General features: G+C 68.9%; 14 protein-coding genes. 9 read left to right on the top strand and 5 right to left on the bottom strand.

The annotated features are described in order from the left end of the window. Window positions 1–227 precede the first annotated feature (227 nt). Window positions 228–650, top strand: coding sequence for a hypothetical protein (locus ADL25_RS31740; RefSeq protein WP_147318064.1), 423 nt, complete (start codon window positions 228–230; stop codon window positions 648–650). A gap of 447 nt (window positions 651–1,097) precedes the next feature. Further along, on the top strand, window positions 1,098–2,570 hold the full coding sequence (locus ADL25_RS31735) for a SulP family inorganic anion transporter (RefSeq protein ID WP_059131338.1): 1,473 nt from the start codon (window positions 1,098–1,100) through the stop codon (window positions 2,568–2,570). Window positions 2,571–2,924: 354 nt separating this feature from the next. Here ADL25_RS31735 and ADL25_RS31730 read toward each other — a convergent pair whose 3' ends face one another. Then, complete coding sequence (locus ADL25_RS31730; protein ID WP_059131337.1) at window positions 2,925–3,503, bottom strand: TetR/AcrR family transcriptional regulator; 579 nt, start codon at window positions 3,501–3,503, stop codon at window positions 2,925–2,927. A 91-nt stretch (window positions 3,504–3,594) separates the two neighbouring features. Here ADL25_RS31730 and ADL25_RS31725 point away from each other — a divergent pair, with 91 nt between their 5' ends. Next, on the top strand, window positions 3,595–4,041 hold the full coding sequence (locus ADL25_RS31725; RefSeq protein WP_059131336.1) for a DUF1772 domain-containing protein: 447 nt from the start codon (window positions 3,595–3,597) through the stop codon (window positions 4,039–4,041). A 138-nt stretch (window positions 4,042–4,179) separates the two neighbouring features. Here the strand turns inward: ADL25_RS31725 and ADL25_RS31720 are convergent, their stop codons facing one another. Continuing rightward, window positions 4,180–7,968 carry a S8 family serine peptidase gene (locus ADL25_RS31720; RefSeq protein WP_059131335.1) on the bottom strand — a complete coding sequence of 1,263 codons (3,789 nt, stop codon included), beginning with the start codon at window positions 7,966–7,968 and terminating at the stop codon, window positions 4,180–4,182. Between the two features lie 822 nt (window positions 7,969–8,790). Here ADL25_RS31720 and ADL25_RS31715 point away from each other — a divergent pair. The 4 genes from ADL25_RS31715 (at window position 8,791) to ADL25_RS31700 (ending at window position 12,920) form a co-directional block, all read left to right on the top strand. After that, window positions 8,791–10,518 carry a peptidase M6 gene (locus ADL25_RS31715; protein ID WP_234381114.1) on the top strand — a complete coding sequence of 576 codons (1,728 nt, stop codon included), beginning with the start codon at window positions 8,791–8,793 and terminating at the stop codon, window positions 10,516–10,518. Between the two features lie 172 nt (window positions 10,519–10,690). After that, a complete protein-coding gene (locus tag ADL25_RS31710) occupies window positions 10,691–11,293 on the top strand; it encodes a helix-turn-helix domain-containing protein (protein ID WP_059131333.1) in 603 nt (200 codons plus the stop codon). 218 nt (window positions 11,294–11,511) lie between these two features. Next, window positions 11,512–12,258 carry a phosphotransferase family protein gene (locus ADL25_RS31705; protein ID WP_059131332.1) on the top strand — a complete coding sequence of 249 codons (747 nt, stop codon included), beginning with the start codon at window positions 11,512–11,514 and terminating at the stop codon, window positions 12,256–12,258. A gap of 155 nt (window positions 12,259–12,413) precedes the next feature. Continuing rightward, window positions 12,414–12,920 carry a DinB family protein gene (locus ADL25_RS31700; RefSeq protein ID WP_059131331.1) on the top strand — a complete coding sequence of 169 codons (507 nt, stop codon included), beginning with the start codon at window positions 12,414–12,416 and terminating at the stop codon, window positions 12,918–12,920. 359 nt (window positions 12,921–13,279) lie between these two features. On the opposite strand, the gene ADL25_RS31695 is transcribed toward ADL25_RS31700, so the two are convergent. Both ADL25_RS31695 and ADL25_RS31690 read right to left on the bottom strand, forming a co-directional pair. Then, complete coding sequence (locus ADL25_RS31695) at window positions 13,280–14,026, bottom strand: SDR family oxidoreductase (protein ID WP_059131330.1); 747 nt, start codon at window positions 14,024–14,026, stop codon at window positions 13,280–13,282. 289 nt (window positions 14,027–14,315) lie between these two features. Continuing rightward, the gene (locus tag ADL25_RS31690) at window positions 14,316–14,804 is read right to left on the bottom strand and encodes an FBP domain-containing protein (RefSeq protein WP_059131329.1); all 489 of its coding nucleotides are present in this window, start codon (window positions 14,802–14,804) and stop codon (window positions 14,316–14,318) included. 71 nt (window positions 14,805–14,875) lie between these two features. On the opposite strand from ADL25_RS31690, the gene ADL25_RS31685 reads away from it, so the two are divergent. Together ADL25_RS31685 and ADL25_RS31680 are read left to right on the top strand one after the other, a co-directional pair. Then, complete coding sequence (locus ADL25_RS31685; RefSeq protein ID WP_059131328.1) at window positions 14,876–15,445, top strand: TetR/AcrR family transcriptional regulator; 570 nt, start codon at window positions 14,876–14,878, stop codon at window positions 15,443–15,445. Window positions 15,446–15,532: 87 nt separating this feature from the next. Continuing rightward, complete coding sequence (locus ADL25_RS31680) at window positions 15,533–16,708, top strand: GDSL-type esterase/lipase family protein (protein WP_059131327.1); 1,176 nt, start codon at window positions 15,533–15,535, stop codon at window positions 16,706–16,708. A gap of 134 nt (window positions 16,709–16,842) precedes the next feature. On the opposite strand, the gene ADL25_RS31675 is transcribed toward ADL25_RS31680, so the two are convergent. Continuing rightward, the gene (locus tag ADL25_RS31675) at window positions 16,843–18,369 is read right to left on the bottom strand and encodes a purple acid phosphatase family protein (RefSeq protein ID WP_059131326.1); all 1,527 of its coding nucleotides are present in this window, start codon (window positions 18,367–18,369) and stop codon (window positions 16,843–16,845) included. Window positions 18,370–18,734 lie beyond the last annotated feature (365 nt).

The raw sequence follows: 18,734 nt of genomic DNA, 5'->3' as shown, positions 1-18,734 counted from the left end.
CATGCATGCCATCACTCGTGGGACCACATACGCCCCGTCCGTGATGGTGGGGGAACGTGCAGCCGAGCTCATCCTCGGTGCAGCGTGAGCGGCGGACACCTGCGCGTCACCCCTTGGACGCTGTTGATCGCCGCATCGAGTGAATCTGATGGCAGTTGGCTGCGTTCCGGTCGCCGGTGGCCGCCGTCCAGAGTTTCCTGGCGGAGAACACACACCAGGAGATGCGGATGCGGCACACCCACAGCGCAGTGCGGCCCACGAGAAGTCGCGGCCTGTACGCCCTTGCGCTGCTCGCCCTCCTGGCTCTCCTCCACACGACATTCAGCACCTGTGCGTCGCACCTGACCGTGCTCGAGCCGGACGGTTGCCGTCAACAGGCCGTCTCCGTAAGCGATCCACGCTGTCAGGCGACACCTTCGACAGCCGTCGCCGGCCCCGACGCCGAGCGGCACCACCAGCACAGCGGAGGCGCGCAGTCCCGCTCCGCCTCCACGTACGGACGGCAGCAACTCGGGGCTCCGCCGCACGCCGCCCCCGCCGTCGACGCCGTCCGCGCCGCACCCGGCGCTGCTTCCACGGCCACATCGCGAGGGATGCTGGGTTCCGGGAACATCGCGTCCGCTCCCGGCTCGGTCGTCCTGCGCTGCTGAGAGAGCAATCACTGGGCCCGCGCGCCGTTACGAGCGGGCCTGCCGACGTTCACGCGTGAACGCTCCGGAACCCCGGCCGACGGCATGCGGCCGCACCCCGTGATACCTGCGACACCCTTACCGCCTCGAACGTGGCGCCGAGGTTCCGCGTCCGCAACCGCATCGCGGCCACGCGGACCGCCCGGCCCGGACACCGCTTCCTTCGTACAGCACACCCTGACCCGGCTCGACCACCTGAGCAGCCATCCCGTTCATCGCCCGGCGCCTGATTCCGGCCCTTCCGAGGCCGCAGGCCCGGTACCGCACCGCCGACACCCGCAAGGTCCTTGCCGCCACCCCGCGCACTCGTACCTTCGTGTCCCCGTGGCCCGATCGGGCCACGGCTCATGCGGCACCGCCCGTTCCGGCGCCTCCCGCGACGTTCCTTCCCCCCGCAGAAAGAACGCCATGACTCCACGCATCTCCAGCTTCGCGACCGCACTGCGGACCGACCTCTCCTCCTCCCTCATCGTCTTCCTCGTCGCCCTGCCGCTGTGCGTGGGCGTCGCCGTCGCATCGGGAGCACCGGCCGAACTCGGCCTGATCACCGGCATCGTCGGTGGCCTGGTCACCGGGCTGCTCCCCGGCAGCAGCCTCCAGGTCAGCGGCCCGGCCGCCGGACTGACCGTGCTCGTGTTCACCGCCGTGCGGGACTTCGGGCTGTCCGCACTCGGCGTCATCGTCCTCGCCGCCGGACTCCTTCAACTGGCCCTCGGCGCCCTGCGTCTGGGACGCCTGTTCCGTGCCATCTCGCTGTCCGTCGTCCACGGCATGCTGGCCGGCATCGGGCTGGTGCTGATCGCGGGACAGCTCTACGCGCTCGCCGACCGCAAGGCCCCCGGCAGCGGTACGTCGAACATCGCGGGGCTGCCGGACCTGGTCGCCGACGTCGTCGGTTCCGGCCCCGCGTTGACCGCCGTCGGTGTCGGTGCCGGAACGGTCACGATCATGACGCTGTGGAAGAAGCTTCCGCCGAAAGCGCAGATGCTGCCCGGCCCGCTCGTCGCGGTGGGTGCGGCGATGCTCGCCGCCTTCGCTTTCGATCTGCCCGTCACCCGCATCGAGGTGAACGGGCTGATGGCCTCCATCCAGCCGCCCGGTCTCGACGCATTCGAGAAGTTGGCAGAGGTGGCCATGCTGACCACCATCGTCGCCTTCACTCTCATCGCCTCCGCGGAATCCCTCTTCAGCGCGGCAGCCGTCGACAGGATGCACGCCGGCCCCAAGACCGACTACGACAAGGAGTTGATGGCGCAGGGCGCGGGCAACACCGTGTGCGGGCTGCTCGGCGCACTGCCCATGACCGCGGTGATCGTCCGCAGCGCCGCCAATGTGCAGGCGGGTGCCCGGACGAAACTGTCGCGCGTCCTGCACGGGGTCTGGCTGCTGATGTTCGCCGCACTGCTGCCCCACCTTCTGGACCTGATTCCGACTGCCGCTCTTGCCGGGGTCCTCATTCACGCAGGCCTCAAACTGCTGCCCCACAAGGAACTCGGCCCCCTGTGGCGCGATCACCGGGGCGAGGCCGTGGTGCTGGTGGTCACCGCGGGAGCGATCCTCCTCACGAACATGTTCGAGGGCGTGCTGATCGGGTTGCTGCTGTCGGTGGTGAAGACCGCCTGGGAGACTTCGCGCGTTCAGATCGAGGTCGATGACGCCGGAACCGGACCGGTACAGGTGCGGATCCTCGGCCATGCGACCTTCCTGCGACTGCCCCGCATCCTGGAGACCCTGGAGCAGCTTCCCGCGCATCGGCCCACCGAGCTCAACCTCACCGGTCTGCTGCACCTCGACCACGCCTGTATGAGCGCGCTGCAGAACTGGGCCGATCAGCACAACGCACGCACCATCCACCCCGAGCTCTCCCCCGCCTCGGTCTGAGCCGGAAGACTGCGGGCAGAGGTGCACGGCGCGCTCAATCCGCCGCGCTCGGTCGACCTCGCGGGCATGTCGCCCGCGGAAGCGACCGAGCGGTGAAGAGCCGGTCCCACGCTCTGCGCTCGCAGGCGTGGCGACCCGCAACGGAGTGGGCCGAGCAACGCCTGCACGCAGTCGCGTACCAGGGCGCGTATCGGGTCGTGATCATTGAGCCTCGCACCCCCGACGGGACGCCCGTCGGGGGTGCGAGGCTCGGCGATCTGCGGCCGGGCCGTGTGGGCGTGAGGGACCGGAAGCGATACCGCAGGCAGGCACCGCGCCCGAGGAACCCGGCTGTGTGCCCGCCGGGCCGTTGCGTCAGAGCATGGCGAGCCGGTCCACCAACAACTCCACCCTCCGCTCGGCGTCCTCCGGCGGCAGCCGTCCCGCGCGGGTCAGGGTCGCCAGCCCGTGCAGGGCCGCCCAGAACACCTCGGTGAACAGTCCCGGGTGGACGCCGTCCCCGGCGACCTCGCCGAGGCTCTCCAGCAGGGCGGCGAAAGCGTCCTTCAAAGGCTCCGGGGTGTCCTCGTTCGCGAACGCCAGGCCGCCGTCGAGCTGGAACATCGCGTCGTAGACCGCCGGGTTGCTCTCGGCGTAGTCGAGGTAGGCGCGAGCGAGGGCGGTGACCCGGGCGCGCGGGCCGTCCGCGGCGGAGGTCGCGGCCCGCACCGCCATGGCCATCTCGGCGGCGCCCTGTAGGGCGACGGCGCCGATGATCTCCCGCTTGCCGCGAAAGTGGCTGTAGAGGACGGGCTGGCTGTACTCGATGCGCTCGGCCAGCCGGCGGGTGGTGACCGCGTCCCAGCCCTGCTGCTCGGCGAGTTCACGGGCCGTCGCCACGATGAGGCGCTCGCGGCCCGCCCGTTCGCGCTCCTTGCGTTCCTGTACCGACATGATTCGATCCTAGCACCGCTAGACAAGCGAGCGGCAGAAGTACTAGCGTTGCCTCATCATCTAGCAATGCTAGATCCCAGGAGGAGTCATCATGCTCAACGCACTCGAGATCTTCACCACCGTGGTCGTCGGCCTGATGGTGGGGGTGGAGTTCTCCGTCGCCTTCGTCATCAACCCGATCCTCAACGGACTCCCCGGCGACAACGGCCTGCGCGGCCGCACCCACGGGGCCCGGATGCTCGGCGCCTTGATGCCGTTCTGGTACATCGGCTCTCTCGTCCTGAGCGCGGTCTGGGCCATAGCCGGACGGCATCACCACGGCACCGGTCTCGTCGTCATCGCCGCCGCACTGCTGATCGTGAGCGTGATCATGTCGATCCTCCTGCTCGTCCCGATCAACAACCGGACCAAGACGTGGACCCCCGAGAACCTGCCCGTGGACTGGAAGGAGCAGATGAACCGCTGGGACCGCTTCCACTACGTCCGCGTCGCCGTCATCATCGCCGCCTTCACCCTGCTGGTCACCGCCCTCACCTGAGCTCGCGGACCGACACCGCGCCGGTGACGCACAATCCCCACTCCCCGCTGCAGCACTCCCTCGAACTCCGGGGGCGGGACCCTTCGGTGGTCCCGCCCCCGGTGGTTGCATTCCTCTCTCAGTGGTGGCGCGCTGAGGTCACTTCAGTCCGAAGGCACGGACGATGGTCTGCTCCACGGAGTTGCCGTCGGAGTCGGTGGCGCCGGCCCGGACGGTGACGAAGCGGGCACCCTTGGGGGCGTTCAGCTCCGTGCGCCAGCCACGGCCGTCGGACGTCCGGGTCAGATGTGCCCTGTGCCAGGTGACGCCGTCGTCGTAGGACAACTCCAGGGTCCCGTCGTGGAAGGCGGCGGGGGGCAGGTCCGCGTAAGCCTTCGGCCACTCACCGGACGGCTTGGCGGGCTTGATGGTGAACACCGCGTCGCGGCCGGCCTTGCCCGAGAAGTCCGTGGTGACGTCGTAGTCGAGTTGGACCAGCGGCAGCGGCATGTTCTGGTAACGCCGGCCGGCCGCCGACGTGAAGTCCCAGACCGTACGGGTGCGGGTGGAGTAGGGGCTCGCCCAGGTGCCGCGGGAGAACTCCGAGACGATGCGGTACGGAAGCGCCTCGGGCTTCAGCCCCGTCGCATAGGTGTAGTAGTCGGACGACTGGGCGAGCAGAGTGTCTCCCTGGTAGATCGATGTCTTCGCCTGGACACCCGGGGCGGTGCCGTATCCTCCGCGGTCGGCGCCCGCGTCTCCCCAGCCGGCGACGAACGCGAAGAGGGCGTCGTCCTGGCGGGACAGCGAAGTGCCGTCGTACGAGATGCGTGGCCGCTGGATCGGGGAGAACCAGTTCTCCGCCGTGCGGCTCCCGGGGCCGTAGCGCTTGTCCGCGGCGATGACCCGGGTCTCACCTGTCACCGTCGCGCTCTCTCGGTACTGCACGCCGGGGGACACATAGTCGGTGCGGTCGCCCTGGCCCTGTCCCGGGATCTCCGGCCAACCGATGGCCCACCAGTCGGACTCCGGATACACGTCGTAGCGGAAGTCCGTCGCCTGGGCCGGACGGTAGTTGCGGAAGGACATGTCGACCCGGGCGAGATCACCGGTGTTCGGGCGGTAGGTGAGATCCGTCGGGATCTGGCTGCGGTGGTTGCGTACCACGTCGTACAGGTACTCGGTGGTCGGGTTGGAGTACACCTCCAGCGCCGTGCCGGACTTGGCTGCCTGCGAGATCAGGCGGCGGCCTTCCTCCCGGTCCAGTGTCGCGATGTTCAACGGCGCGATGCTGTCGAAGGCCAGCGGTTCCACAAGGCCGGGGCCGTCGTTGACGACGAGCAGCAGTGCGGCGCCGGCCGACGCCGCGGTGGCCGCCTGCTCGGACAGCCCAACCGTGTCGTTGCGGTCGACCACAGCGGCCTTGCCGCGGACGTCCCGGCCCGTGTAGTCCGCCGCGGCACCCTGGCCCACGTACACGGGCCTCAGCCGGTGCGAGCCCTTGGACAGGGGCTTCGTCCCACGCCGCACCAACAGGTCGTCGAACGAGGTGCCGCCCACGGAGATCTTCAGCGCGGGCTGCTCATTGCGCCACCGGGTGCGCACGTCGAAGGTCCCCTTGGTCACCTTCGCCGTGGGCACCGCCCAGAGCGTGTCCTCGGTGCGCGGCACGAGGAAGGACATCACCTGGTTGCCCGCGCCGGGGAAGGCCCGTGTGTAGTCGACTCGCAGCGCGCTGCTCCTGGACTCCCGAGGGGTCAGCAGCTTCATCTGCCGGGCCTTGGCCGCACTGAGCACGATGGTGGTGTCACGGTTCAGGTCGAACTGCGGCACCATGACCAGCGCGTGTCCGCGGGACTGCGGACCATGACTGCCCTCGACCTCCATCCACTGACCCAACGACCAGGTTCCGGCGGGAAGTTCGAGCGTCAGAACACCGGGCGAATCGATGTCGAAGTTGATGTTCCAGTTGTTCACGAAGGGGTCGGAGGTTTCGTCGGACGCCCCCATGAGCGTGCCTGGGCCCGTGTAGATCCCGCCCGACCGGTCCTTGGACACGATCGTCACCTTGAAGGTCTGGTTGGCGGTGACGAAGCCTACGGCGGTGTGAGCGAGGGGGACGCCCTCCGCCGACGCATCGATGCGCGCGTCGTAGGTCGTTCCCCGGGCGGCCTTGTCGACGTCGGCGGTCACGGTGACCGTGCTGGTGCCATGTGCCGGGACGGTGACCTTGTCCTTCGACAGGGTGAACAGCCCGGCCGGGGCCTTGGGGGCGGAGACCGCGAGGTCCAACGTCACTGCGGAGTCGCCGATGTTGGTGTATGTCACCGTCTTGTCGACCGTCGCGCCGGGATCGGCGGGCCAGGGGTGCTCGCCCAGGGAGACCGTACCGGTGGCGTACAAGGTGGACTTGGTGGCGGCCGCGATGTCCACGCGGCCGACACCGGCCTGGAACGCGGTGTAGGTGGGGGTCGACTTCGATGTACTGACCAGGGCGTCCTTGATCTGCCCGCCGGTCCAGTCGGGGTGCTCCGCGGCCAGCAGCGCGGCGGCTCCGGCGACATGCGGAGTGGCCATCGAGGTGCCGCTCATCGTGGTGTAGTCGCCGCTGCCGCCGGCGTACCGCGAGCGGGCGGCAAGAATGTCGACGCCGGGAGCGGTGATCTCCGGCTTGATCGCACTGTCCGACCAACGCGGGCCGCGGCTCGAGAAATCGGCCAGTTTGTCGTCCCCGTCCACGGCACCGACGGTCAGTGCCGCATCCGCGGCGCCGGGCGCGGCGACCGTCTTCGAGTCCGGACCCGAGTTGCCGGCGGCGATGGTGAACAACGCGCCTGTCTCTGCGCTGAGTTGGTTGACGGCCTGGCTGAGCGGGTCGGATCCGTCGGACGGGCTTCCGCCGAGGCTCATGCTGATGACCTTGGCGTGGGCGTCCCGGACGGCCCACTCCATACCGGCCAGGATCCAGGAGTCCTGTCCTTCGCCGGAGTCGTTGAGGACCTTGCCGATGTGCAGCCGGACGCCGGGGGCGACGCCCTTCTCCTTGCCGCCGGAGGCCGCTCCCGTCCCGGCGATGGTGGAGGCCACATGGGTGCCGTGCCCGTGGTGGTCCACGGCGTCCGTATCGGCGGTCGCCTGACCCTGAGGACCGTCGCCTCCACCAGGGGGCTGGTCGGGTACGAAGCTGGTCGCCTCCGCGACCTGGCCCACCAGATCGGGGTGTCCGTCGTCGACGCCGGTGTCGAGTACGGCGACGTCCACGCCCTTGCCCGTGTTGCCTCCGCGCCACACCTCGGGCGCACCGATCTGGGCGGTCGAATCGGCGAGCGTCGCCTTGGCCCTGCCGTCCAGCCAGATCTTGGAGATGCCGCCGGCAAGGGTGGGTCTGGGGGCGGGCGAGACGAGGAGCTCGCTGCTGCGGGACACCGCGGATGCGCTCACCTTGGCCGTGACGGCCGACCAGAACTCGGTCGCTTTGTCGTGGTCCTCGGCGAGAGCCGCGCCGTTGATGCTGGAAAGGGTGCGCACCCGGTTCGCGCCGCGTGGTGCGGCCTGCGCGCGGGCCGCGGCGTTGTGGGTGTAGGTCACGATGAGCGGCAGGTGATTGACCCGGGCGTCGTCGTAACCGTCGGCCACCAGCCCCGTGACGTTGAACAGCTCCTTGTCGAGGAGCCCGGCGGAGACGTACGGCGCGGCCGACTCGGGGTACACGTACAGGTCCTTGCCGACCTTGTCGGTGTGCGCGGCGACGGGCTCACCGTGCGGACCGCTCACCGTCATGGTGCCCGCGTCTCCGGCGGGCGTGACCGTGACCTTGTCGCCGGTGATCAGCGTGACGGTACGGGGTTGCGCGGCCGCGGCCGCGGCTGGTGCACCGGCCGCCGCCGTGCTTCCCGTCTGCCGTACGGGCTGCGCGCCTGCGGATGTCGTGACCGAAAGGGACAGCATGGCCGCTGTGATGCCGAGCGCCGTCAGCCGTCCTCTACGAGAGGATATGTGGGGCAATGTGAATTCACCGCCGTGTTTGCGGGGGCAGTACCGGGCGATCATGCGGCGTTCGCTTTCCGGTCAGCCATATCGGAATGGTGTCGCCATTGGTCATGGCACATATGCGCCATGAGGACGCCCACTGTGCGCAGCGGCTGTACACGCTTCACGTGACAACGCGGCAGAGGCTCGTGGTGCTGTTCCGTTCACGGTCGGCAGGGAGGACTGCGGCCGCATGTGTCGCGGTCGGCGTGGGAGACACAACCCCACCTGCACCGACCGGCCCACCCCTGGCATTGGTGAAGGGTTCGGTATACAGAACGTCCCACTCGACGTCGGTCGGGGCACCCGAGGGCCAGTTGTCAGGCAACTCGCGTCACCGCATGCATCGTTGACACTCGACGAGCAGCGCCATACGCTCCCGATCGTTCGTTCCGCAGAACGACAACGACGTTCAGGAGGCGGTGCCACGTGTGGTCAGGCCTGATCGGCGGAAGGACCAGAGCAGTCGCGGCAGGGGCCGTCGCGATGGTGACGGCATTGATCGGCAGCAGTGCGGGGGCGGCGCCCGCCGGACCCGCAGGCCCTCCGCCCGCCGCGGCGCACATCTCGGATCCGTTCGCGCCCATCGATCCGCAACACCCGCAGGACCAACAGGACATGACCTGGAGCGACTATAAAAGGGTTCCGGGCACGAACTGGGCGGATCCCCAACTCCAGCCGACCCAGAAGAAGTTGCGCATAGCGTTGGTCGCGGTCGATTTCCCGGACCAGCCATTTGTCATGACTATGCCGAAAAAGAGCGACCCTTTCGGCAACCCGCAGATAGACCCCGTATCCCGTGACGACATCCCCGGGTTCTACGCGGATTTCTACAACAAGCCCAGCGCGCTGAACCACGGCCACACCGTGAACGAGTACTGGATGGAGCAGACCGGCGGCCGTATCGGTGTCGAGTTCGTTCCCTTCGGACCGTACCGGGCTCCCCGGCCGTCGTACGAGTACGGGCTGAACGACATCGGCCAGGAGCGGGAGGGCTGCCCGAGCGGACACACCTGCGACGGCAGCATCGAGAAGGACATCGACCCCGTGTGGAAGCAGGACGTGGGGGCCGACGAGGCGAAGACCTTCGACCGCGTGATGCGGATCTACGCCGGCTACGACGAGACGTCCGTCTGGCAGGAGTTCGGCGAGATGAAGTTCCAGACCCCGCAGGACGTGCCCGATGAATGGGGACCGCCCGATCCGGACCTTCCCAACGCCGTGCGCAGCCGGTACACCGGCTTCACCTCGTGGAAGGCCGGGTCACAGCTTTGGGGCAACTCCGGTATCCGGCAAGGGGAGAGCTCGGGAACCATCACACACGAGATCACCCATACCTTCGGTATCGGCGACAACAACAACAATCCGTACGTCGAGCCCTACCACCGGGCGGGCACCGGCCCCTTCGACGTGCTCGACCGCGGCTCCTTCAACGGGCCGGGCGGACCGCACAACCGCTGGCAGGTCCCGGCAACCCAGGGCGCCTCGATGCCCGCCGGCCAGACCGTGCGGACCAAGACCAAGCTCGGCTTCCTCGACGACGACCAGCTGCTGACGCTGTCGCCGCAGGCACTCGCCGACCATGGTCTGGCCGTGTTCGACGTCCGCGCCCGGTCGGCGAAGGTGAAGAACGACCAACTGCAGGGTGTCGAGATCGACTTGGGCACGGACAAGACCCCGGCATGCGACGTCGATACGGATCCGTTCTGCTCCGGCCCCGGCTTCACCGACTACACCATCGAGACGGTGCAGCGAATCGGCGCGGACTCCTTCACCCCCGATCACGGGGTGATGCTCACGAAGAACAAGCCGTTCGACGACGAGGGCGCCAGCTGCGGTTACCTCTGCTTCAGCTGGATGATCGACGCCAATCCCCAGGACATCAACATGGTCGACTTCACCCGGCCTGACGGTACCAAGGTGATGCGCTCGATCGGTGACTACCGTCAGCTCAACGACGGCCTGTTCCATGCGGGTACGCGCTCCGGCAGCGCGTACGAGTACACGGACACGGCCAACAGGCTCAAGTTCTACGTCATCAATATGAAGACCGATCCCGCCGGTGAGCTCTCCTACACCGTGGCCGTACGGTCGCTGGACGGATCGGGCCCGCAGACCCGCGGCGTGGCACTCAGCCACGGCAGCTCGGCGGGTGACGCCCAACGCCGAGGTGCCGTCTGCACCTTCCAGCTAGCCAACACCGGACACGGCTCCAGCGGCGCGACGGACCAGTCGGCCGCGTACCGGGATGCGGACGTCTACCGGCTCTCCGCGACGGCGCAGGGAGCGGGGTGGCGGGCCGAGGTGCCCAACGCTCTGGCCACCGCCAAGGTCGGCGAACGCACCACGGTCAACGTCGCCGTGGCTGCCGGCAAGGGCGCGGCGAACCACTCCCAGGTGACCCTGACCGCACGCTCCGAGAGTGATCCGCACAAGACGGCACAGGCGAACTGCACCGTGCACCGCTGAGAATCCGGTCGCCGGGAGCACTCCCGGCGACCCCATCGGCCGAGGACCGGCGTCGCGACGGCGCCGGCCCTCGGCCTCTTTCCCGCAAGTCCTCGACTGTCAACGGCCGTCAAAGGCAGCCGCGGACCCCGTACGCTGAGGCGAACGCACCCGCCCCGCAGGAGATCGTGTGATGACCCCGAGCAGCTCGGTCAGACAGACCCTGGCCGCCAACCTCAGGCGTGAGCGGAACCGCCGCGGGCTGTCCCTCAGCGAACTGTCCCGGCTCTCCCGGATCGGCAAGGCGACGCTGTCGCAACTGGAGTCGGCCACCGGAAACCCGACGATCGAAACGGTGTTCAGCCTCTCCCGAGCTCTGGACCTGCCGATCTCCGACCTGCTCGAGACCGATCCCTCGGGCAGCGTCACCGTGGTCCGCGCCGCCGACACCGAGGTCCTGAGCGGCGAAGGCGTCGACCTGCGGCCGCTGCGCCGGATACAGACGGGGGGGCTGATCGTCGAGGTGTACGACCAGCAGGTACGAACCGACGGCCGGCAGGCCTCCCTCGGTCACGCGGGAACCGAGCACACCATCGTCCAGTCCGGACAACTCGACGTGGAGGTCGACGGACACCTCACCCGCCTCGGCCCCGGCGACTACATCGCCTTCGACGCCTCGATCCCCCACGGTTACGCCGCGCCGGAGGGCCCGGTGCGTTCGGTACTGCTGCTCCAGTACCGAACGCCCCGGCCCCGGCAGGATGACGACGAAAGCGCGGCCAACGCCCCGCACTGAACGGACGCGGGGGCGAGCGGCAGGCGCGTCTCCCCCGGATCGGGCGACCCTCATCCGGGCCGGGGCGGACTGAGGACTCCTGCCAAAGTGGTCCGCTCGACCTGGTCAAAGGTCGATGTCGTGCATGAGGCCGCGGGGTGCCGGGACGTGGTCAGCCGCGTAATCGCACGCGACAAACCCGGCGACGTCGGCGATCGTCCCCGGGATACTGGTCGCTCATGGATGAGGTCGAAGTCGTCGTCGCCCATTCCGAGCGCGCGACCCTGCGCGTCGGCGACGTGTTCCTGAAGGTGGACGCCGATCAGGCGCGTATCGACGTCGAGGTCGAGGTGATGTCCCTCGCGCCGGTCCCGACCCCGGAGGTCCTGTGGCGCAAGCCGCCCGTGCTCGCGCTCGCCGCGGTCCCGGGGACGACGCTCGGGCGCCTCGGCGGGCCGTCGACCGGGTCACCGGCGGCGTGGGCCGCGGCGGGCGCCGCAATCCGGAAGCTGCACGACGCGCCGCTGCCGCCCCGGCCCGGCGGGGCCGGGCGGAGCATCGTCGCGCTGGCGGCGGAACTCGACGCCGAGTGCGAGTTGCTCGTGACCAATGGCGTCCTGCCCGCCGACCTGGTCACCCGCAACCGCCAGGTCGCCGAGGCCGCGCTCCGGCCGTGGACTCCGGTGTTCACGCACGGCGACCTGCAGATCGCGCACGTCTTCGTCGACGGCGGCGAGGTCACCGGCATCATCGACTGGTCCGAGGCGGGCCAGGGTGATGCCCTGCACGACCTCGCCACCTTCACGCTCGGACACGAGGAGCACCTCGACGACGTCATCGCCGGCTATGGCACCGACGTCGACCTCGACGTGATCCACGCGTGGTGGTCGTTGCGAAGCCTGCTGGTGGTTCGCTGGCTGAGCGAGCACGGCTTCGACCCCTTTGCGCCGGGCTGTGAGGTCGACGTACTGAGATCCCGGATGTGAGGCTGTGCGGGCCCGACTGCTGTGAGTGCGTTCCGACGCATCGAGCAGGCCGTCCCCTGGGGCGATCGCCCGCCCTTGCTCTCAACAGTGCGGTGCGCAGTCGTCGCCGGCAAATGCGTCGACAGCGGTCAGGGCGATCGTGGATGCTACGCACGATGACCAGAATCGATGACATGCCCCCCGCTTGGGACGAACGCAGCCAGCTCACCACGTTCCTCGACTACGCTCGTGACACCGCCCGCATCAAGTGCGAGGGCGTCTCCGAGGAGAACGCCCGCAAGGCGCTCCTGCCGGGCTCACCGCTGATGACCTTGAATGGACTGATCAACCACCTCCGCTGGGTCGAGTACTACTGGTTCCAAGTGGTCTTCCTCGGCGAGGAGGACGACGGGCCCTGGACCGAAGAGGACCCCGACCGCGAGATGCGGATCGCCGTCGACTTCGCGCTCACGCAGTTGCTCGACGAGTACGCAGAACAAAGCGCCCGTTACCGCGAACTGGTCGCCGGGAACAGCCTGGACACCAAGGCCAAGCGTGCCGGCCGCGATGGCGTGCACGTCGACCTGCGCTGGATCCTCCTCCACCTCACCGAGGAGACCGCACGGCACAACGGCCACTTGGACATCCTGCGCGAGATGCTCGACGGTACGACCGGTGACTGAGGCCCGCTCACTCTCGTGACCGTCCGGCTGTCTGCTCCCTCGTCGCCCCGGCATGGGGGTGTACCAGCAGGCTCCACCTGAGTGCCGACATCCGTGGTCCGCCTGTCGTCGCCCCTCGACACGGGCGAACCACGGGCGGACGACACGCAGTTCGAGGCCGTACCGGCAAAGTTCCGTATCCCATGCATCGGACGGGGCCGCTGGCCCACAGGGACCGACGGTCCACCGCGGATCGCGCGGCAAACAGCAACAGCCCATGCCACCAGTACCTGCGGCATCCCGGTATCCGTCCAACGATCTGTGTCCGGTCGTCCCGACCGGCAGACAGGCGACAGGTCGGTTCGCTTCACCGGTCTTCGTCATGCCGACGTCGCGGGGATCTTCTCGCTGAGCCAATCGGCGAACGTCTGTGTGCCACGGGGGCCGGTGCCGGTCGGAAGCAGGCCGCCGCTGCTCATCCCGCCGGGGAAGTACAGCGGGAGGACCGGACGCCGGCGCGCGCCGCCCGCGGCGATGAGGCGCCGGGCCATGTCGACCAGCGACTCGGTCTGCGGCCCGGCGAGCTCGGGGGCCATTGCCTGCGGTGCCCGAGGGGCGATGTCGGCGAGGGCTTCGGCGACTTCCCGTACGGCGATGGGCTGGACCCGTCCCGTCGGCACCATCGCGACCGGCCCGGGCACGCTGTTCAGCATCTGTCCCGCGAACTCGTGGAACTGGGTGGTGCGCAGCACGGTCCAGGGCACCGCCCCGCCCCGGACGATCTCCTCCTGCCGCAACTTGCCAGCGTAGTAGGCATTTTTGACCCGATCGACCCCCACGATCGACAGGGCTACGAGGTGCCGCACCCCTGCACGCTCTGCCGCCTCCACGAGGTGCCGTCCCGCCGTGTCGAAGAAGCCCACCGACACCGACCTGCGCATGGTGATCACGTTGCTGACATCGATCACCGCTTCCGCTCCGGCCAGCGCCGCATCCAGCCCGGACCCGCTCAGCAGATCGACACCCGCACCACGCGCCAGCACCACGGGCGCATGTCCGCGGGCCTGAAGCACCTCCACCACGAGCCGTCCGGCCACCCCGGTACCGCCGGCAACTGCGATCTTCACAACCACTCCCGTCTCTCGGCCCTGTCCGGGAACATGACCGCGTGGTCAGGCCATTTGTGACACCCCTCCTTTTGAGCGGAGTCACACGGTCCCGGCTCAAGTGCCGTCGTACCACAAAGGTCTCAGGCCGGTGGTCGGAGTCCCCTGCGGTGCCGGGCGCCGGGGCGTGAGCCACCATGGCTCGAATGGGAACGCCGACCGTGCCAGGCCTTGAACTCGTTTGAGGGCCCTTCGACTTGGCGACGGACCCTCACACACCGGCTCCGCACCCGACGATCAACCTAGTGCCTCATGCGGTGACCTGGGCGATGAACGCGGCGAGGTTGGCGACGGTCCGCTCGATCTTCTCCTCCAGTGTGAGCGACTCGTGGAGCCGGGCGCCGACGCCCGCATCCTTCTTGCCCCGTACATACAGCGAACAGGCGAGGTCGCTGCATATGTAGGCGCCCACGGAGTTGCCCTGCTGCCCGGCCTTGCCCGCCTTCGCGGCGACCATCAGCGACACGCCTCCCGTGTGCGTGGTCATGCAGATCGAGCACATGCTGCGGCGCGTCCCGGACGTGACGGCCGGGCTGCGCAGCGTGAGCGCCACCGGCCGGCCGTCGAGTTCGATGGCGAGATAGGCCCGGTCGGGAGCCTGAGGGTCACGCCAGCCGAGAAAGTCCAGGTCGTCCCAGGGGCGCTCGGCCAGGTCACGGGGTACGGAGAGCCGCTTCGCCTCACCCTTGGAGCAGTTCACGAAGGCGGCTCGGATCTCTTGCTCGGTCAGCGGATTCATGAGCGGCAGGCTAATTTGCCTAAAGCTTTTAGGCAAATGCATAATGGCTGTCGCCAGAAGGGAGAGGTGTTATGGTTCGAGTAGGCCTGACCCCGGAGCGGCTGACCCGGGCGGGAGCGGAACTGGCCGACGAGGTCGGCTTCGACCAGGTGACCGTCTCGGCGCTCGCCCGGCGGTTCGACGTCAAGGTTGCGAGTCTGTACTCGCATGTGAAGAACTCCCAGGACCTCAAGACCAGGATCGCCCTGTTCGCCTTGGAGGAACTCGCCGACCGGGTGGCCTCCGCGCTGGCCGGACGGGCCGGCAGGGACGCCCTGGCCGCCTTCGCGGACGCGTACCGCGACTACGCCCGGGAGCATCCCGGCCGGTACGCCGCCGCACGTCTCAGGCTCGACCCCGAGACGGCGGCCGCCAGTGCCGGTCCCAGGCACGCCCAGATGACACGGGCGATCCTGCGCGGCTACGACCTGACGGAGCCGGACCAGACACACGCGGTCCGGATGCTGGGCAGCGTCTTCCACGGCTACGTCAGCCTGGAGATGGCCGGAGGTTTCGACCACACGGCCATCGACCCGAAGGAGTCCTGGGACTGGATGGTGGATTCCCTGGACGCACTGCTGCGGAACTGGACCACGTCCTGACCGGTGGCCCGCACCACCGAACACATTCGCCCGCTGCACGTCGGCGCAGCGGCGCCGTGCACACATCTTGATCAACAGGCTGAGGCTATGAACACCCAACACGACTGGATCACGACACCGGTCACCGAGAACATGCTGCGCGGTTTCCTCGACGTCGAAGCGACGGAAAACGGTCTGCTGCCCCATCGGCTGCCCGCTCGTGCTCGCCGGCAGATCCCCGACGACCAACTGGCCATGGCCGAGGCGCAGCCCTCGGGTGTGCGGCTGGTCTTCCGCACCCGGGCAACCACCGTCGAACTGGACACAGTGCCCACCAAGCGGCTGTACCGAGGTCTCCCGGCCCCGGCGGACGGCGTCTACGACCTACTGGTCGACGGCCGCCTCGCATCCCAGGCCACGGTGACCGGCGGCAACGTCCACCTGATCGACATGGCCACCCAGTCCTTCGAACTGCACGAGGGGCCCGCCGGCACCGCCCGGTTCACCGACCTCCCGGCATGTGACAAGGACGTCGAGATCTGGCTGCCGCACACGGAGATCACCGAGCTCGTCGCGCTGCGAACCGATGCCCCGGTCGAGCCTGCACCGGTCGGCGGCCGCAGGGTCTGGCTGCACCACGGCAGTTCCATCAGCCACGGCTCGAACGCCACGCACCCCACCGCCGTTTGGCCGGCCCTGGCCGCGGCCCGGGGCGGTGTGGAGCTGATCAACATGGGGTTCGGCGGCAGTGCACTGCTCGACCCCTTCACCGCCCGCGCGATGCGTGACACCCCGGCGGACCTGATCAGCCTCAAGATCGGCATCAATGTCGTCAACACCGACGCCATGCGTCTGCGCGCCTTCACCCCCGCAGTCCACGGCTTTCTCGACACCATCCGCGAGGGGCATCCCACCACGCCAGTGCTGGTCGTCTCCCCCATTCTGTGCCCGGTCCAGGAGGACACCCCCGGACCCCTCGCGCCCGAATTCGAGGGCGGGACCCTGCGGTTCAAGGCCACGGGCGACCCGGCCGAACGCGCCGCCGGGCGCCTGACGCTGAACGTCATTCGCGATGCACTCGCCCGGATCGTCGAGCAGCGGGCGGTCGACGACCCCCACCTGCACCACCTCGACGGCCGCCGCCTCTACGGCGAGACGGACTACGCCGAACTCCCCTTGCCCGACGAGGTCCACCCCGATTCGGCGGGACACCGACGCATCGCCGAGAACTTCGCGCGGCTCGCATTCGGCGAGGGCGGCCCCTTCTCCTCCGAGGCCGGCTGACGCAACGGACCGCCGCACGGCGATCCGCACCTTTTCGACGTCGTGGGCGAGACGCCGGAGCGGTGCTTCCAGGTGGGTGCCGACAGCATGGGCAGCACGGCGAGGGCCCGCGGTCGCGGGCCCTCGCCGATGCGTCAGGCGGACATGTGCTGCTTGCCGCCGTGTCCGTGCGATGTGTGGTGACCTCGGTGGTGGGGACGCAGGCCGGAGAGATCGCGGCGTACCACCGAGTTGCGGTCGGCGACGCTCGCGCCGAGGGCGAACTGCGGCCAGTAGCCGAGGATCTCCATGCGGCTGCGCTCGCTCCATCGACGGGCCAGTTCGCTGCGGCTCTTGTAGAAGTTGAGCGCGTAGCCGCCCGTGTACAGACGCAGTAGGGAGAACCCACCCGGGTACTCCTTGGCGGCGGCGACCTCCTGTTGGGTGACACGCGGCGCCAGCGGGCTGATCGTGCGCTTGTTGCGGTGCGTGTGGCCCGCGTGGTGCAGGAACAGGCCCGGCATGCGGGCGTAGTCGCCGAGGATCGTGGCTGCCTGCGTGGCGTCCAGCGAGTTGCCGGCCGTGATGGGGAACGCCGAGTCCTGGACGACGAGCGGGTGGTGGCCGAAGACGATCGTCGGCCGGTCCTGGTCGCGGTGCAGCTGGTCGCGGAACCAGGCCATCTGATCGGGTGAAAGGGCCCCGGCGTCACCGCCGTTGCCCGGCTTGTCGTAGGTGTCGATTCCGATGACCCGCAGTCCGTTCAGGGTCCGGGTGAAGTAGGTGCGGTCCTGCTGGGCGGGGAAGAACCGGTCCGCGAAGCAGTCGTTGCCCTGCCACTGCCCGGCACGGCAGTGCGCGTACGGATCGCCTAGGTGCGCCCGGTCGTGGTTGCCGCGCGTGACGAAGTAGTCGTCCCGGTAGGCGCCGAACCTGCCCAGCAGCTTGTGGGCCTGGCTGAGGTCGAGGGGCACGGCTTCGGCGGAGATGTCGCCCGCGGCGAGCAGGTAGTCGGCACCGAGCGCTGTCACGTCCTGCACCAGGGACTCCAGCATGACCTCCGGGTACGGCGGCAGGCCCGGTTCCTGCTGGATGCCGATGTACTGCGGCTGGCCGCCGACGAGTCCGGCCTGGGTCTCACCCATGTGGAGGTCGTTGCAGAGCGCGATGGAGAACAGATAGCGACCGGGCGGAGGTTGGGGCGTGGTGAAGCTGTAGGGGCCCGTGCCGTCGAGGCCGTAGTCCGAGGTTCCGACGGCGTTGCCCTTGATCAGGGTGAAGGCCGTCGGAGGGACCGGCTTGCCGTGCGAGGTGGCCTGGTAGTAGTAGGTCCGGCCCGGCTCCAGGCCGGTCAACTCGACGTAGTGGTACGGCGTGTGGGAGGACAGGCCGGTCGCGACCCGGTTGAGGCGGCCGGGGTGGGTACCCCAGCGCACCTCTCCGTCGGCGGGCGCCGGCACCATGCGGCCCAGTCCGTCGTCGCTGCCGGTGTAGCCCGTGTACCAGGTGATGACGGCTCGGTCCTCGGTGAGCGTGACCAGCTCGAGGTTGGCGGGTGAGATGTCGTCCCCGCCGGTCGCGGCCGAGGAGACGCCGTCGAACGCGGTCGCAACGAAGGGCGCCGCCGCGGCCACCGCGGACCAGCTCAGAAGATCTCTTCGGGTGAAATCACATCCAGGCATGCCGCCTTGAATAATCGCTGCCGTTGAACACGGCATGTACGAGTCGCCACGTCCGTCATTACTTTGCGACTCGGGGCCCGACACCGGGGCAGCGGGCTCCTCGACGAGGCATGCCGCAAAGGCGTGTGTCGGGTACGCCCCTCACTCCCCCGGCCCGGCCCGCTGAAGTCCGCGAACCACCTCGGATGTTCGCCTGGTTCACACCGAGCAAGGGCATTGAACGTGCCCTCCCCGCGGCACGCCGTCCGAGCGATCAGGGCCTCGCCGTCTCAGGGACGGCGCTCCGGTACGTTGTCGTGCACGCGCTTGGGGTCGGTGACCGCGACCGGCTCGAGGATCTCCTCGATACGCGCCATCAGATCGGC

Origin of the sequence: Streptomyces sp. NRRL F-5122 (assembly GCF_001507435.1) — a bacterium.
GTDB classification, from domain to species: Bacteria; Actinomycetota; Actinomycetes; order Streptomycetales; family Streptomycetaceae; genus Streptomyces; species Streptomyces lannensis.
This window is presented reverse-complemented; position numbering and strand designations above follow the sequence as displayed.